This is a genomic window from Ancylobacter oerskovii, from assembly GCF_018390555.1.
In the GTDB taxonomy this organism is placed as follows: Bacteria; Pseudomonadota; Alphaproteobacteria; order Rhizobiales; family Xanthobacteraceae; genus Ancylobacter; species Ancylobacter oerskovii.
On record NZ_JAHBGB010000043.1, the window covers coordinates 1 to 14,417 of the forward strand.

A 14,417-nucleotide genomic window follows, 5' to 3' on the forward strand; every position below is an offset into this window, starting at 1 on the left:
AAAAAAACCGCCCCGAGGGGGCGGTTACATCATCATCGAGTCCGCAATGTACGGTCAGTTGGGCGTCACCTGACCGCCGCGTGCATTTCCTTCTTTCGGCCCTTCCGCAAAGAACGGAGCGGAGAACATCAGCAGTAAGCCGATGACCATTGGCCCGCAGACGGTCAACCACAAGAACCATTCATTACGCAGGCACCAATCGAGCTGTTGCGGGCTGAGCATATCCACGATCCGTGGATATGCCATTCGCCATCCGACCACCAACACCAGGCCGAGCACCAGTAGACGTACGCCGCGGTCATTGTTGAGATAGCTAACGAGGGATTTGAGTTTTTTCATTTCCTTTCTCCGAAAAGCCGGTTTGGCAGTGGGTGCTGCGGTGCTGCGGGTTGTCCGTAGGGGCGCGCCCCTACACCTGCAGGAGCTGCTGGGATCAGGTCTAGTAGTTGTCGTAGTAGATGCGTTTGTGGTGCTTGGTGGGCTCGACCCCGCCGAAGGCGGCCGCAACGACAATCAGCAGGGCAGGGAGGGCGACCACAATCCCGAGCAGGGCTGCAACGACGTACAGGGCCGTTTCGATCAAGCTGCCGAGCAGGCCCAGGGCGAGATTGGTGCGGTGGATGTTGAACCATGCCAGGGCGAGGATGATGGCTACGCCACCGGTAATGGCGATCGGGCCGAGGCTGGTGCCGAGCGCGCCCCCGACGCCGACATAGATCGCAGCCATTGCAATGCCCCCCAGCCCCAGGCGCTTCCAGGTGAAGAAGCGATACCCGAAACGACGGCCGACGTACTGGTTGAAATTCACAAGGCCGCCCAAGCACAGCACAGCGACAACGAGTGCAGCGATGATGAGCAGAATGTCCAGCATGACCGTCTCCTGTCGTTAGTCGATTTGCTTCTCGGTACCGCGTCCGTTCTGATGCAGGATCTTGCCACATGCAACCAGGTAACCGGGATTGGCGTAATCCGTCCCGGAGAAGCGGCAGTTATCGGGGCTCTCGGTGCTGGCACCAACCTGCGTGCGGCCGCGGAGCTTCTTATCCAGGGCAGTCAGTCGGATGACGCGCTTTTCGGGGTGGGTGTGGATCATTTCGCTGCCGGCGCTGTAACCGGCAACCACGGTGCTCTTGGAGGCACCACAAGCGACCTGGCTGCCGAGCGTGACAAGGCGAACCGAAAATGCGGAGCGGCCGCCATAGGCGATCCAGCCGCAGACTTCGTGACCATGTTCGCGGGTGTAGCCCCTGGCCACCTCGGCGATGCGCTTGACGAATGTCGTCTTTCCTTCCCCTGCTGCACTCTCCAGGTCGGCGACGTGGGAGGCCGGCACAGACTGCGTTGCAGTCACGTCCAGGTCGTGTGCAGTTGCGGAGAACGAGAAGGCGAGGGCCGCTGCGATGACGATTCCTTTCATGGCTGGGGTTCTCTAGGTAGGTGGCATAATGCTACCTGCTTTCCCAGCGAATTGCAAGCGAGGTAGCATAATGCTACCTGAACGCTGAGCTACCGGCCTCGATCCTGATCCCGGCTCTGCTCGCGTCGTTTGATTTCGGGTAATGGCTCACCACGCTCTATACGGCCCGCCAGCTCTTCACGGACCTTGGCGGCTACCTTGGGTGCGGAAGCGGGCTGGGAAGCCCCTACGCGCGCTTCTACGGCCCTAATGTAGGCATAGGAGGGCGCAAGGTCGGGATACTTCCTGACGCCTTCCTTGGCGCTCTCCGTCCGGAAGGTATCGGCCTTGGCTTTCGCCTCGGCCAACTCCTGCTGCGAACGCACCGAAACCTTGTTGTCTTTGCCGTATCGGACCTCGACAACCTCGCCCATACGCGGAGCGCGGCCGAGCTGGTCCCGGAAATGAGCAACGGCGGATTGACGGCCAACCTGCTGCACCACGTGCAGATCGGTTTCGCCAATCACCTTGCCCCGATAGTCCCCACCAGGGCGGGGGATGAACGTCTTGGCGCCGTCGCCCAACTCGCGCTCGGCAATCCGGCGGGAGTCGGCGAAGCTGCTAGCCGCCCGGTGCAGGCGGCTCTGGGAAAAATTTCGCAGTTCGTCCTTGTAGAGAACCCTGGCCCACGCTGGCACATTCTCGGTCGCGCGGATCGCGACGCCTTTCTCCAGGATGACAGCCAGCTCGTGCGGCTTGCCCAGCTGCGAGTTGTCGAAAATGTAGGCACGGTCAGCCAGCTTTGCCGCTTCGCGGATCAAGGGCTGGTTGCGATCGTAGCGTTGCCTGATCTTGTCCTCGGGTACAGGGTGGCCGCCCTTGTCCACACGATGAGCGACGCGCATGACGGACACGTTCGGGCTGCGCACGTTGACGTGGTACAGCACGACCTCATATCCAGCAGCTTTCGCCTCTCGCACCAGGTCTACCTTGGACGGGTGGGAGAACGTGGATTCCGTGACCAGGCTCTTGCGCTCGGCCATCAACTCGCGTCGCCGGTTCTCGGCCAATTCCTGCCCACGGGCGGACTCGGCCGCCGTGCGGGCAGGGTGCCCGAATTCCTTCAAGGCCAGTTCGTCGGCGTTGACGAATTCGGCGTCGGGATAGCGCTTTTCCAGGCGGTTTCGGTACAGCGTCGTCTTGCCGGCGCCGTTAGGGCCGGCAATGACGTGAAGCGTAGGCTTGTAATCGTCAGTCACTCTGGAACCGCCACGTGCTTACCATCGGCCCCGACCTTCACCAGCTGGCCGCTGGCGTCGTAACCGACCGCACCCGGCTCAGCCCCGAGAGCCGCCATTCTCTTGATTTCATCCTCGCTCGGCGCCATCAGCGCGTCATCGAGCTGCTCGTAGTAATACCGCCGCTCATCGGGCGTGAGTTGGCCAGGATCAAAGTGGCCTGCCAATGCAGCCCGCACGCGATCGAGGCCCAAGGCACCTTCCAGGCTCCGGCCAATCGTGGCCCAGTGTTCGAGTTGGCCGCCGATCGAGCGGTTCATGATTGCGGCCTCCATGCGGGCTTCCTCCAGCAGGCGGGAGGATACCTTGATCGAGGCGAGCTGTGATCGTGCACCCATTGTCGTGATCCTTTCTGTTGTAGGTGGCAAAATGCTACCTGATCCGAGCCGGAATTGCAAGACTGGTGTCATTTTGCCACCTGCGAGAAGGAGAGGGGAGGGAAATGCCCCCGCAGTCCTACATGTCAAAGCCGAAGCCGACGCCAACCGAAGCCTCGCCGCCGCTGAAAGCACCGCCCACGCTGAATGATCCACGGCCGAAGCTCTTGCCATAGCCTGCAGAAAATGCAGCCTCGCCATCGGCGAACCCCATGCCGAACGCCAGCCGACCACGCTCACTGCGCCCGCCTGCCGCGTTAATGCCCATCTGCACCATTGCCGAGGTCATCGCCGACTGGCGCGAGATCCGCTTGTTCGTCTCGCGGAATCCGCGCTCCATGCGATTGCCCAGCTCATCCAGGCCGCGCGACACATCATTGACCCGCGTGTCGGTGTAATGCTTGGCCGTCTGCAGCGTCTCAGTCGTCTTCGTATCGGTGTACGCCTTGCTGTTGCTTTCGGCCTTCTTCACCTGGCGGACATTCGCCGCATCGGTGTCGGCCTTACCGTCGGCCACGTTCGAGACGCGCGTACCGCGCTTGCCCTCCAGGGTCACCGCGTCGCGGCTTTCATCGTCGTAGGTCACTCCTCGCGTGCTGGTCGGGCGTTCCTCCACGTCGGTCACTCGGTCCTCGATGCCGGCGAGCCGGCCATCGACGGCCGCAAATGCGTCACCCACTGTCGTGAATGTCTGGCCACCAATGACAAACGTCGGGGCCATGTAAGAGCCGTTCGCCCACCGGCCGCCGGCGCCGAAAATTGACGCCACGGCATCGAGCTGGCCGAAATTGGTCGCATCCGTCCGGTTGGTGCCGGCCGCTACACCCGTAATCCGGGTGGCGTGGCCGCCCCGCGTCGCGTTGTAGGCCTGCCCGTCGTACATCAGGGCATCGCTGGCGACCGCCCCGAGGTCGGCCGCTACCGCGTCCAGCTGGCCCTTGTTGACCGCATCCGTCGCGGTCACACCTGCAGCGACGTTGGACATGCGGACAGCACGAGCGCCATCGCCCAGGGAAATGGCTGTCCTGGAGTTGTCGGTGTATTTGACAGCAACCTGGTCGAGCGCCTGCAGGTTATTGCGGACCGTGTTGAGCTGACCGGTATTTACTGCGTCGGAATCTTCCACGCCGTCGGCCACACCGGTAATCCGGGTGGAGGCGCCGCTGCGGCGGGCGTTGTATGCCTGGCCATCGAACAGCAGGGCATCCCGGCCGACGTTGGCCACGTCGCCGGCAACAGCATCGAGCTGCCGCTTGTTGACCGCATCAGTGGCATCCACACCATCGGCCAGATCCACCACGCGAGCGCCCTTGGCGGCGATCGCGCCGTCCGGGCCAGTGAACTGCACCGCACGCGCATCGAGCGCGGCCAGATCCACGCCCACCTGGTCGGCCGTCCGCTGCGCGGTCTTGGCCTGACCTTCCACCGCATCAAGCTGGCCACGGTTCACGGCGTCGCCGGCAGCTTCGCCGTCCGCCACGCCGGAAATGCGGGTGGCCACTCCGCCTCGAGTGGCGTTGTAGGTGGTGCCGTCGAACTGCAGCGCGTCCGTCACAACGCCGCCGACTTGGCCAGCCAAGGCATCGAGCTGGCGCTTAGTCACGGCATCGGTGGCGTCCACGCCATCGCCGAGGTTGGCCAGCCGCGCACCCTTGCCCTGGATCACGCCATCAGTGCCGAACTGCACCGCGCGGGCATCGAGGGCGGCAAGATCGGTGCCCACCTGGTCGGCCGTCCGCTGCGCGGTGGCCGCGTTGTTGAAGGCCGAATCCGCCCGGCCCTGTGCACTGACGGCCCGGTTCACGCCGTCCTGGGCGACGCCGCGAACGCCGTTGAGCTGGTTCACGTTCACCGCATCATTGCCGGCGACACCATCGGAAATGTTCGCCACGCGGCCGCCCACGCTCACCGTGTTGCGGTTGCTGTCGGTGTACTTCACCGCCAGTGGATCATTGCCACCGGCGTTGGCCACCGCAGCATCGAGCTGCCGCTTATTCACCGCGTCCATCGGAGCCACGCCATCGGCCAGGTTGGTGATCCTGCCCCCCGATCCGGTGGACAACAGCTGCATGCTCAGAGTTTTCCCGCTGTCCAGGATGTAGTTCCCGGACGAGAAACCCCGTTGCCACTGCGTAATGGGGTAGCCGTATTCATCGGTGCCAACGACGTAGTAGTACCCGGTTTCTTCACCGGGGCTCAGAAGCTGCCAATCACCGGTTACCGGGTTGAAATAGTCGAAATTGGGGACGCTTTCACCCGAGCCATCCTGGTGCTCGGTCATCACAACACCGACAAAGCTCCCGTCGGTGTAGACCATGCCGTTGTGGTAGCAATTGCCCTGGCCATCGCACGGAGCCTGCGGCGAGCCTTCGAGATAGGCAAATGCGGGGGCTGCGATCAATGCAGCGAGTGAGAGAGCGCTGGCGCCCGCGAACAGAGCGCGCGCAGAAGTTGAAAAACGTACTTTCACGTTGATTCCTTTCAACGCAGAGTGGTGCGCTCAGAGCGCGTTTCAGGGATCGCTGCCACCACGTCCTGTGATGGCAGCGTCCGGTCCTGCTGTTGCTGTGAGAATTACCGGGCGCGGATCTCCGGGCCCGGCTCAGGCGTCATTAGCGCAGCTGCTGCTGCACCTCCGCCTGCCCGGGCTTGGTCGATCCACCGCCGCCGGCGCTACCGCCACCGCCTGCAGCAGCGCAGTCCTGGTACGTCGGGTTGCACCGGCCGTTGACGAGAGAGTTCACCAGGTTCGGTTCACCGCTCGGGCACATGTTGAGGAAATCCTTGCGCTTGGCCCTCAACCGGCTCGGCTTGCTCGCCGAAATCGAGAAATACCGGCGCAATGCTGCTGTGCACTCGGTGGGCTTGGAGCCCACCGCGGCCAGGCACAGGATCGCCTCGCAAGCCAGCTTCTTGTCCCCGGTCAGCACATCCTGCGCCTTCGCGGTTCCCATCGAACCGGCCCCGAGCGCGCCAACCATCACCGCCACCATCAGCGTCTTGTTCATCATCGTCACCTCAGATTGAAAATTACCGCTCCGCCCCATGATCCTGGCTACGCTCGCGTTCCTGCCGCAGCCGGACCTCGGGGATCTTCTTGCCCTGGGCAAGATCCCGCTCGATCGTATCGCGAATCCTGCTGACCACCGCTTCCTGATATTCCGGCTTGAAACGCTGCTTCGCGAACGACTTCCCCGCCTGATCCATAGCCAGGGCGTTGACCAGCTCCGGATGCTTCTTGGCGGCTTGCTTCTTGTCCTGGGCCGAGCCGTCGCGGGCCGCGCGATATGCCTCCACCACCTCGTTCTTCTCGATGGCATTGGCCCGGCCGGTCTGCTTGGCCAGCTGATCAGCGCGCAGCTTGTCCTTCTCGGTCGGCTCGTAGCCCTTGACGTCGATGCCGCGCGCCGTCGCCTCGACCCACGCCTTGCGGCGGAAACCTTCGTCGCCGGACACCTTCAGCTCGGTCCAGCCGCGGGCGTCGGCGGTGGCCACCATGTCCTCCACCGCCTTGTCGTCAAAGGTGCGAGTGGTCTGCAGGCGATTGCCCTTGTCCACGAATGCGACCTTCTTCGGGTCGTTCGCGTCCAGGTACTTCTGGCCATCCTGCCTGTATCGAGTGGCAACATCCTCCGGGACAAGCTTGTCCTTGGCTGCAGCGTCGGCAAATGCCGACTGATCGCGCAGCTGGTTGTGGCCTTCACCCACGCTCGGAAGCGGGGGAGGCGTGACAACACGGCTCGTCTTGCCGGTGTCCGCTTCCTGGTCCTTCTCGGGGCTCTTCTTGCCCTGACCAGTCAGGCGGTCCACCTGCTCCTTCGACAACGGGACTTCGATTTCGTTGCGGGTCGTCTCGGGGTAACGGTAAGCCTCCGATGCGCCCCTCTTTTCCAGCAGTTCATCCAGCTGCAAGGACGCGCTATCTGACTTGCTGGCAAACTCCACGGCCGATTCGTTATCGCCATGTTCGCGCGCAAAGCTCGCCTGGCTGTCGGCCTTCGCCATCTCCGTCTCCAGCTGCTGCACTTGTCGGTAATCAGCAACAACCGATGGATCGGGGCTCGGAGCGGCATCGAACTCCGCGCGAGCCCGCGTCGCTTCCGCATAACCGCGCGATGCTTGGGCGTAGGCTTCAACCACCTCCTGCTCGGGCACCTTCGGGTCTCGGGCACGGTCCACGGCCTCCGAAATCTCATCGGAGCGTTGAAGAACCGTCGCGTCGAGCTGCGCACGGCGTTCCAGCACTTCGCGCAGGGTCTGCGCTTCGCGCACCTCAACTTGCACGCCTGCGGCAACCAGCTGCTGTTCAAACTCAGAGCGGCCATGGAATTCGAGCTGACGGCGGAAATTCCCGTCGCCACGATCCACATCGACGTAATCGGCTGCAAAGTCTTTCAGGTCGTTGTCCAGCACGCGATGGTGGTCGCTTTTCTGAACCTCGGCATAGGCAGTGAGAACGTCGTCGGTGGTCAGCGTGTCGCGGTACACGCCGCGTTCCGCGTCGTACTGCTGAACCGTCCAGCGGCCAGCATCCTGCTGGGCGACAGCCACGGTGGCCGCTTGCTCGGCCTGAGCGGCTTCAATGGAACGATCTACCTTGGTAGCGTCGTACTGTGCTTCCCAGGCTGGCGCGGCCGCGTCGATCGCGCTGTCCTGGACTTGGCTGGCCAACTTCGCGCTCGCAACTTCAAATTCCGCTGTTGCGTCGACCACGCGGTCTCGCAGATCCGATTCCTTCCAGTGCTGCGCCGCCGGCAGGCCATCGGCCGCCTGACGATCGAGCATGGCCGAAATAGTCACAACTGCTTCATTGACCCGCTCAGGGTGTCGCAGTGGCACCTGCAGCGCGGCCCGCAACTCGGCTTCTGCCTCCGTTCCTTGCCACTGGCGATCCTGCTGCATCGCTTCGTGAAGATCCGCGCCCGCCGAGCGCAGGGTGCGGCTGGCCACATCGAAACGGTGCATCTGCGACGTATTCCTGGACAGCGCCTCGCCGGCGTCCTCGAAATGCGCGTGGGCGCGCTGCAGATCCTCGCGTAGCCCACCATCGCGCCACATTTGGGCGGCCTTGTCGCCCTTTTCGGCCCGCTCATCCAGCTCCATCGCGACAGTATTGATCGCACGCTCCATACCCGCCGGATTGCGGGCAGGCGCGTCGCCATCGAGGCTCTCACGCAACGCAACTTCCATCGGAGACCCCGAGAATTGCGGGTCTCGGTGCATATCGCTGTGCAGTCGCTTACCGACCTCCTGCAGGCCATCGCGCGCCTTGACGAAATCCGCCGTCAGCTGTTCACGCGCTTCTTCCCGGCCCACGCGAAGTGACTCCCAACGAGAGTCGGCCGCGGTACCGGCCAAATGGTCCGGCGTGCCATCCCGATTGAGGTCATTTCGCAGACGCGCAGCTGCTGCCAGCTGTGCGCCGTTCAGTTCCTCACCCTGTGCGGTAATACCCTTATCATCCACCATGATTGCTCCGTTATGCGGTTATGCTGCGCGGTAAAAATCGGCCGCAATGGCCTCGATCTGCTCGTCCGTGAGCGGTCCACTCGGAATCTCCACGTCCGAGAAATTCATGTCGAAATCGTCCGCCCCGAGATTGTGCAGGTTTTCCATGTCCTCCACCGTGACCGGGCGCGAAGGCGCGTCATCCAGTTGGGCAAGCGCCAGTTTCGCGGCGTCCTGCAGGTCGAGTTTGGCGGGCGTCAGCACCGGCACATCGGCGGCCAGGCTGCCGCTCTGCGCGGCGTGCTCCAGCAGCTCGCGCGCCGGCGGCTCGCCTTCCTCGCAGCCCTCCTGCAGGATCTTCGACACCGAGCGCAGCCGGTCAGTGAAGACCGGGTCCAGGAAGTACCGGGCCTTCTCGCACTGGATCGCCTTCGTGCCGCGTACGAACACGATTTCCTGCCACTGGCCGATTTCCTTGACCTCCTGCGGCAGCAGCAGGGCGCGGCTGTGCTCGGCCTCGTTCTCGGAATGGCTCTTGGACTTGAAGGCGATGCCCGACTTGCCCTTGGACTTCTTCTTGACCGTCTCGGTGCCCAGCTCCTTGGAAATTTCCTCGGCGATGCGGATGTTCGCCGGTGTGAACACCACGTTCACGTCCATGTTGTCGAAGATCGTATCGGCGCCGTCCGGGCCGTAGCCGGCGCGCGGATCGCGCACCTGGCCGGGGCTCTGGAAGATCGCGAGGATGCGGAGGCCGTAACCGGCGATGTACGAAATGCCCTTCTGCAGGATCGGAATCCGGCCCAGCGCCATGAACTCGTCCATCAGCAGCAGGCACTTGTATTTCAGCGGCAGCTCATCCGGCCCCACCTGGTGCGGCAGCTGGCGCGTGTTCAAGTCGATGATCTGCTGGAACAGCAGGTTGATGATCGGCGCCAGGCGGTCCAGATCATCCGGGGTAATGCCGATGTAGATGGTCATCGGCTTCCGGCGCAGATCCCGCAGATCGAAATCGTTCCGCGATGTTGCCGCGTCGATCATCGGGTTCTGCCAAAGTTCCAGCCGGCTGGTGAAGCTCTTGCGGATCGATGTGCGGGTGTTGTCACTGGTGTCCAGGTAATCGGACAGAGCCATGATGCACTCGGCCGAGAGCGGGTTTTCCGACTCCTGCCGCGCCGCCAGCTTCGCTTTGAGCGACTTCGCCGTGGCCCGCATGCCAAACCGCAGCGCCGCACCGAGCGTCACCTGCTCGTCGGGCGTCTCCATCAGGTAAAGCACCGTGCCCAGGAACAACGACCGGCACGAGGCCGTCCAGATCGGATCGCCACCGTCAGCCGGGTCCGGCCAGATCATGCCGGCGATTTTCTGAATATCGTTGACGCGCGCGCCCGGCTCGTCGGCCACGTAATGCAGCGGATTCCAGCCATGCGAACGGCCGTCGCGGGCGCCGGGATTGAACAGGTAGCAGGCCTGGCCGCAGGCGGTGCGGAACCCCGACGTGAGATCCCAATTCTCCTGCTTGATATCGAGAACGACGGCGGACTCGCCCCAATTCAGCAGGTTCGGGATCACAATGCCCACACCCTTGCCGCCGCGTGTTGGCGCGGCCACGCGGGCGTGGCTGTCGCCGTTATACATCAGGTAATCCTTGCCGAGCTTGCCGACCAGGATTCCCTTCTCGCCGAGCAGCCCGGCCTTCTTGATTTCGCTCAGTTTCGCGAACCGAGCCGCGCCATAGAGCGCCCGGTCATCGCGCTTGCTGAAAATCAGCCAGCCAAGGAGGCCGAACGGCAATGCAGCGCCGCCCATGGCCACATACATGTGCTGCATGAGCCGTTGATGGTCGCCGTAGTGCTGCCAGTATTGGTACAGGGTCAGGAAACCCGGCTCGACGTTGACCTTGGCCAGCGCCACGAAGATTTCCGCGCCGAGCCTGGCCCAACAGGCAACCATGACGCCGAACAACACCACACCGATGACGACTTTCGCCCACATGGGCGGCTGCTTGCTCATGCTGCCTCCGACAGGGTGCTGTGGACACGCGACGAGGCCAGCCGGCGATGAGGGTCGAAATAGACCTCCTGCAGCTTGCGCTTCTTGTAGAACAGCACGACGTCGATCGTCTCGAAACACATCTGCTGCAGGTAGTCCGGCGGCAGGTCGCGGCCGGACGGGCTCGATTTCAGGAGCGACACCAGGCGCGTCATGGCATCGAGCGCGCTGTTGGCGTGGATCGAGGACAGCGAACCGGGATGGCCGGTGTTGAGGCTGTCCATGTAGTCCCACGCCTCAGCGCCGCGCAGCTCGGCCAGCAGGATGCGATCGGGCTTCATGCGCATGCACGATTTCAGGGCGTCCTGCGCCGTACATTGCGGACCGGCTTCGCCCGGGCGCGCAGCCTTGTAGAACAGGTGAACCTTGTTCGGGTGCCCCTGCATGAACAGCTCGTGGGCGTCCTCGATGGTAATCACGCGCTCGCTGTGGGGAATGCAGGTCACCAGGGCCCGCATCACCGTGGTCTTGCCAGAGCCGGTCGCGCCGGCGAACAGGATGTTCTTCTTCGACAGCACCGCCAGCTCGAGAAAATCCCGAATGCGGCCCTCATTGCGCAGCCGCACAAGCCGCTCATCAGCTTCCGTCAGGCCTTCCCTGGCCATCCGGGCGCCGGCGAACGAGCCTTCGGCGTCGAGCTCGTCCAGCGTCTTCTCGACCAGGCTGGGCTTGCGGATCGTGAAGGAAAGAGTTCCCTCGGTGGTGGCCGGGGCCATCACCACCTGCACGCGCTCACGATCCGGCAGGACTCCGGAGAGGTACGGAATTTCCTGGCGGAACGGGACATTGTTGAAGTTTGCGATCAGCGCCCCCAGCTGCTTCAGCCGGGGGAACGTCAGCTCGGGCACGTCGTGACGCACCCAGCCGGCGCTGGATTCCGTCCAGGCTTCGCCCGGACGGTTCACGCAGACTTCGGTCACATCACCTGCCAGCAAGCCGCTCAGCGGCAGCATGTACTGCCGCAGAGCGTCGTCCGGCCTGTGATTAGTTGCTGCGGAGGTCATACACGCTCCTGAAATCCAGGTCGCGGGCGACGTAGATATTGACAATATCGCCCTGGTTCTTGTTCAGCGTCGGCGGGATGTTGATCGAGTTCTGCAGAGCGATCGCAGCCGCCTGCGAGGTCGCATCGCCAGCGCCGGAGAACGTGATGCTGTCGCCGCCCTGCGAACGCTGCTTCTGCACCAGGTATTCGGCGGTGTCGTCCACGAGACTGAGCATCAGCGCACTGCCGTACCGCTTCCAGAAATGCGTCTCGACCCAGCCACTGAGGCCCGAGCGACCCAGTTCATCCGCACCGGGCGAATCCAGCGGCACCTGCACGCCGCGCGGGGTGCGCACGCGGGTCCAAAGCACGAAGATCCGGTTCATGCCCTGGCGCATCTGTCCCGAACGGTATTCGCCTTCCACGATCGAACCGCGTTCGAGCAGCAACACCTTGCCGTTGTCGCTGTAGACGTTGCGCGACAGCTGGCACTTGGTCTTGCCTGGCAGAGTGCTTTCCAGCGCCGTCACCAGGGTGCAATCCAGCATCGTGCCGGCGGTCAGCAGGAAATTGCGGTTCGTCAGCATGCTGGCGCGCGCCGAGTCGAACTTGCCGCCCTGCAGGTTCACTGCCAGCGAATCGCGGTCCGGGCCATCCTCGCCGTCCAACGATCCACCCGACCCGCCCGCGTCCAGCACAGCGGCATTACTGTTCCCATTGCCAGCGCCCGCAGCTTCGCCGCCGGCATTACCGAACGCGAAAATCGGGGCGCGCTTCCGGCGTTCCAGCAGCAGCTCGGCCTCGGTCGGCTGGCGCTGCTGTTGCTGCTGGTAACCCATGCTCGGATTGCCCACCGGTGCTGGTGCAGCAGCGGGCGCTACCGGCTGGGGTGCCGCCGGCGGCGGCGGTGGCGGTTCGCTCACCGGCATCTGCAGCTCGGGAAGACCTCGGCGGGTCTGGGTGGACTGCTCTTCCTTACGGTCCTCGGGCTCCGCCTTGGGACGGATTTGCATCCAGCCCATGAGGACCAGCAATGCCGCCAGCGCGGCAATTCCGGCAATCTTCCCCGCCTTGCTATTCTTCTTGCGCTTGTTGACGGACGGCACGCCGCGTTCGCCACCCAGCTGGCTCGGCACTTCCTGATTGGTTTCGTTCTCGCTCATGACTTGTCCTGTAATTGGGCTGGGGCTTACGGGCGCGGATCGCGGATCGCGCGGCGCACGTCATCGCTGACGGTGCTGGTCGGCGTGCTGATGCCGTTCGGATCGAACGAGCGGTTCTCCACACACGCCACCTGGTCGCCACGGCGCAGGATCATCCGCGGCAGCACCCGCTGGACCACGAGCCAGTCACCCTCCACGTGGGTGTTCACCAGGGCCTCCTTGCCCTTGGACAGCTCCTCGAACACCACCGGCATGTCGCGGTTGGCCGAGAAACGCAGGTAAGTGAAGCGGCCATCGTCCATGGCCTGATCCGGCGCAACCGCCTTTGAGCCACAGGCCCAGTAATTGAAGTTCTTGCCGACGATGCGGGTCATGGCCAGGCGCGTTTCCGCCTTGGCCTTGTCCGCTGCGGCCGCCCTGGCGCGGCGCTCATCCTCGGGGTAGCGGAAATTCACCGCGAAGAACATGTCATTGGGACGCGGGCGCGCCCCGTTCTGGCTCTGATGCGCCGTCAGCACGAACTGGTAGACACGGTTGTTCGGCTTCGTCACCACGCTCATGTTGGTGGTCGCGTTCGGCTCACGCGGCTTGACAAACAGGTGGTTGCCGGTCGGGGCCACTTCCCACGCCAGTGAATCGCCCATGGCGACGCTCCCGACCGTCTCGCCCTCGCCCAGCTGGATGTGGGTGACAAACCCGTAATGGCCGACGATGCGCACCACGTTGTTGCCGTCGTAGTTCACCGTCTTGACCCGCTGATCGGCCGCGCCGCCGACCGGCAGCACCTCGGCCTTCACCGAGCCGGCGACGGCCATGGCCAGCGCTGCTGCAACAAATGCACGCTTCATGCTCAGCCCCCCACTTCCGGATCGTTGCGGTAATCGGTGACCTCGAAGCCGATCGGATTGACCAGGCGGTCATCCTCGCTCATCTCCGCGTTCGAGTAGCGGAACGTCACAGTGGCCAGCCACATCGAGCGCGTCACCGCGTCATTCGCCCGGATCGTCTTTTCGTAGCGGACGCTGGCAATGTTCGGCGCCAGGAACGACACGTTCAGGATGCGGATGTTGACGGTCCCGCCGCCGGCATAGACCTTCAACGGCGACTTCGGATTTTCCGGCTTGAACCACTCGTGGTACACGTTCGCCACCGGCGACGCCGACATGAGTGCGACGGTCTTGTAGTTGACCGGCGCGAGCTGCGTGCTGAATTCCTCGCGGGCACGCACGTACTTGCCGACCATGTACTTGTTGACCGCTTCCGTCTCGGTTCGGGAAGTCGCATTGAGCTTCGCCACCGCATCGACGGCGCCGGTGGCCTCATCCACACGGACGACATACGGCTCGATCTTGTGGAGCGGGGTCAGGCCGAAGATTGCCAGTCCCTGCGCCACCGCCACCACCGCCAGCAGCACGCAGCCGATCCACGCAATCTTGGCACTCCGGCGTGCGCTGGTTACCACGTCCGCCTCGTAGAACTTCGCCAGATCGGCGTAGCTCTGCATCTTCTCGGTCATTTCTTCGGTCGCCTTAGCCATTCGCCTGTTCTCCGGACTGCGGGATCTGCTTGTTGATGGGCCAGTAATTGCTGTCGGGCTGGACCGGACGGTTGCGGTAGGAAGCGCATCCGGCGAGGCTCAGAGCAGCCAGCAAAACGCAAATGAAACGCATGAATTCACCTGTTAGGTAGTTGGAAATA

At 63.5% G+C, this 14,417-nt stretch carries 13 protein-coding genes; all 13 read right to left on the reverse strand.

Translation table 11 applies throughout. From position 1 onward, the window contains the following. Positions 1 to 54: 54 nt before the first annotated feature. The 13 genes from KHC19_RS20625 to KHC19_RS20685 all read right to left on the reverse strand — a co-directional run bounded on the left by KHC19_RS20625 (position 55) and on the right by KHC19_RS20685 (position 14,256). Positions 55 to 339: a hypothetical protein gene (locus KHC19_RS20625; protein WP_213355241.1), complete on the reverse strand. Its 285-nt coding sequence runs from the start codon at positions 337 to 339 to the stop codon at positions 55 to 57. Positions 340 to 439: 100 nt separating this feature from the next. Continuing rightward, a complete protein-coding gene (locus KHC19_RS20630) occupies positions 440 to 871 on the reverse strand; it encodes a hypothetical protein (protein WP_213355243.1) in 432 nt (143 codons plus the stop codon). A gap of 15 nt (positions 872 to 886) precedes the next feature. Then, the gene (locus KHC19_RS20635) at positions 887 to 1,417 is read right to left on the reverse strand and encodes a hypothetical protein (RefSeq protein WP_213355245.1); all 531 of its coding nucleotides are present in this window, start codon (positions 1,415 to 1,417) and stop codon (positions 887 to 889) included. Between the two features lie 89 nt (positions 1,418 to 1,506). Next, positions 1,507 to 2,655 (reverse strand): ATPase, encoded by a 1,149-nt coding sequence (locus KHC19_RS20640; protein ID WP_213355247.1) that lies wholly within the window; start codon positions 2,653 to 2,655, stop codon positions 1,507 to 1,509. After that, positions 2,652 to 3,245, reverse strand: a complete 594-nt coding sequence (locus KHC19_RS26375; protein WP_343207770.1) for a TA system antitoxin ParD family protein — start codon at positions 3,243 to 3,245, stop codon at positions 2,652 to 2,654. Before KHC19_RS26375 ends, KHC19_RS20640 begins: the two co-directional genes overlap by 4 nt. After that, positions 3,151 to 5,541 (reverse strand): hypothetical protein, encoded by a 2,391-nt coding sequence (locus tag KHC19_RS20650; protein WP_213355250.1) that lies wholly within the window; start codon positions 5,539 to 5,541, stop codon positions 3,151 to 3,153. The genes KHC19_RS26375 and KHC19_RS20650 overlap by 95 nt, the downstream gene beginning before the upstream one ends. A gap of 142 nt (positions 5,542 to 5,683) precedes the next feature. Continuing rightward, the gene (locus tag KHC19_RS20655) at positions 5,684 to 6,079 is read right to left on the reverse strand and encodes a TrbM/KikA/MpfK family conjugal transfer protein (protein WP_213355251.1); all 396 of its coding nucleotides are present in this window, start codon (positions 6,077 to 6,079) and stop codon (positions 5,684 to 5,686) included. 22 nt (positions 6,080 to 6,101) lie between these two features. Next, on the reverse strand, positions 6,102 to 8,540 hold the full coding sequence (locus KHC19_RS20660) for an LPD7 domain-containing protein (protein ID WP_213355252.1): 2,439 nt from the start codon (positions 8,538 to 8,540) through the stop codon (positions 6,102 to 6,104). 18 nt (positions 8,541 to 8,558) lie between these two features. Next, positions 8,559 to 10,532: a type IV secretory system conjugative DNA transfer family protein gene (locus tag KHC19_RS20665; RefSeq protein WP_213355253.1), complete on the reverse strand. Its 1,974-nt coding sequence runs from the start codon at positions 10,530 to 10,532 to the stop codon at positions 8,559 to 8,561. After that, positions 10,529 to 11,575 carry a P-type DNA transfer ATPase VirB11 gene (gene virB11 / locus KHC19_RS20670; RefSeq protein ID WP_213355255.1) on the reverse strand — a complete coding sequence of 349 codons (1,047 nt, stop codon included), beginning with the start codon at positions 11,573 to 11,575 and terminating at the stop codon, positions 10,529 to 10,531. Before virB11 ends, KHC19_RS20665 begins: the two co-directional genes overlap by 4 nt. Continuing rightward, positions 11,556 to 12,719 carry a type IV secretion system protein VirB10 gene (virB10, locus tag KHC19_RS20675; protein WP_213355257.1) on the reverse strand — a complete coding sequence of 388 codons (1,164 nt, stop codon included), beginning with the start codon at positions 12,717 to 12,719 and terminating at the stop codon, positions 11,556 to 11,558. Before virB10 ends, virB11 begins: the two co-directional genes overlap by 20 nt. A 26-nt stretch (positions 12,720 to 12,745) precedes the next feature. Then, positions 12,746 to 13,567 (reverse strand): P-type conjugative transfer protein VirB9, encoded by an 822-nt coding sequence (virB9, locus tag KHC19_RS20680; protein WP_213355259.1) that lies wholly within the window; start codon positions 13,565 to 13,567, stop codon positions 12,746 to 12,748. A 2-nt stretch (positions 13,568 to 13,569) separates the two neighbouring features. Then, the gene (locus tag KHC19_RS20685; RefSeq protein ID WP_213355260.1) at positions 13,570 to 14,256 is read right to left on the reverse strand and encodes a VirB8 family type IV secretion system protein; all 687 of its coding nucleotides are present in this window, start codon (positions 14,254 to 14,256) and stop codon (positions 13,570 to 13,572) included. Positions 14,257 to 14,417 lie beyond the last annotated feature (161 nt).

Excerpts from the sequence above, each read along its gene's own strand:
- KHC19_RS20625 (WP_213355241.1), bottom strand. The coding sequence starts at position 339 with ATGAAAAAACTCAAATCCCTCGTTAGCTATCTCAACAATGACCGCGGC.
- KHC19_RS20630 (WP_213355243.1), bottom strand. The coding sequence starts at position 871 with ATGCTGGACATTCTGCTCATCATCGCTGCACTCGTTGTCGCTGTGCTG.
- KHC19_RS20635 (WP_213355245.1), bottom strand. The coding sequence starts at position 1,417 with ATGAAAGGAATCGTCATCGCAGCGGCCCTCGCCTTCTCGTTCTCCGCA.
- KHC19_RS26375 (WP_343207770.1), bottom strand. The coding sequence starts at position 3,245 with ATGGCAAGAGCTTCGGCCGTGGATCATTCAGCGTGGGCGGTGCTTTCA.
- KHC19_RS20655 (WP_213355251.1), bottom strand. The coding sequence starts at position 6,079 with ATGAACAAGACGCTGATGGTGGCGGTGATGGTTGGCGCGCTCGGGGCC.
- KHC19_RS20660 (WP_213355252.1), bottom strand. The coding sequence starts at position 8,540 with ATGGTGGATGATAAGGGTATTACCGCACAGGGTGAGGAACTGAACGGC.
- KHC19_RS20665 (WP_213355253.1), bottom strand. The coding sequence starts at position 10,532 with ATGAGCAAGCAGCCGCCCATGTGGGCGAAAGTCGTCATCGGTGTGGTG.
- virB11 (WP_213355255.1), bottom strand. The coding sequence starts at position 11,575 with ATGACCTCCGCAGCAACTAATCACAGGCCGGACGACGCTCTGCGGCAG.
- virB10 (WP_213355257.1), bottom strand. The coding sequence starts at position 12,719 with ATGAGCGAGAACGAAACCAATCAGGAAGTGCCGAGCCAGCTGGGTGGC.
- virB9 (WP_213355259.1), bottom strand. The coding sequence starts at position 13,567 with ATGAAGCGTGCATTTGTTGCAGCAGCGCTGGCCATGGCCGTCGCCGGC.
- KHC19_RS20685 (WP_213355260.1), bottom strand. The coding sequence starts at position 14,256 with ATGGCTAAGGCGACCGAAGAAATGACCGAGAAGATGCAGAGCTACGCC.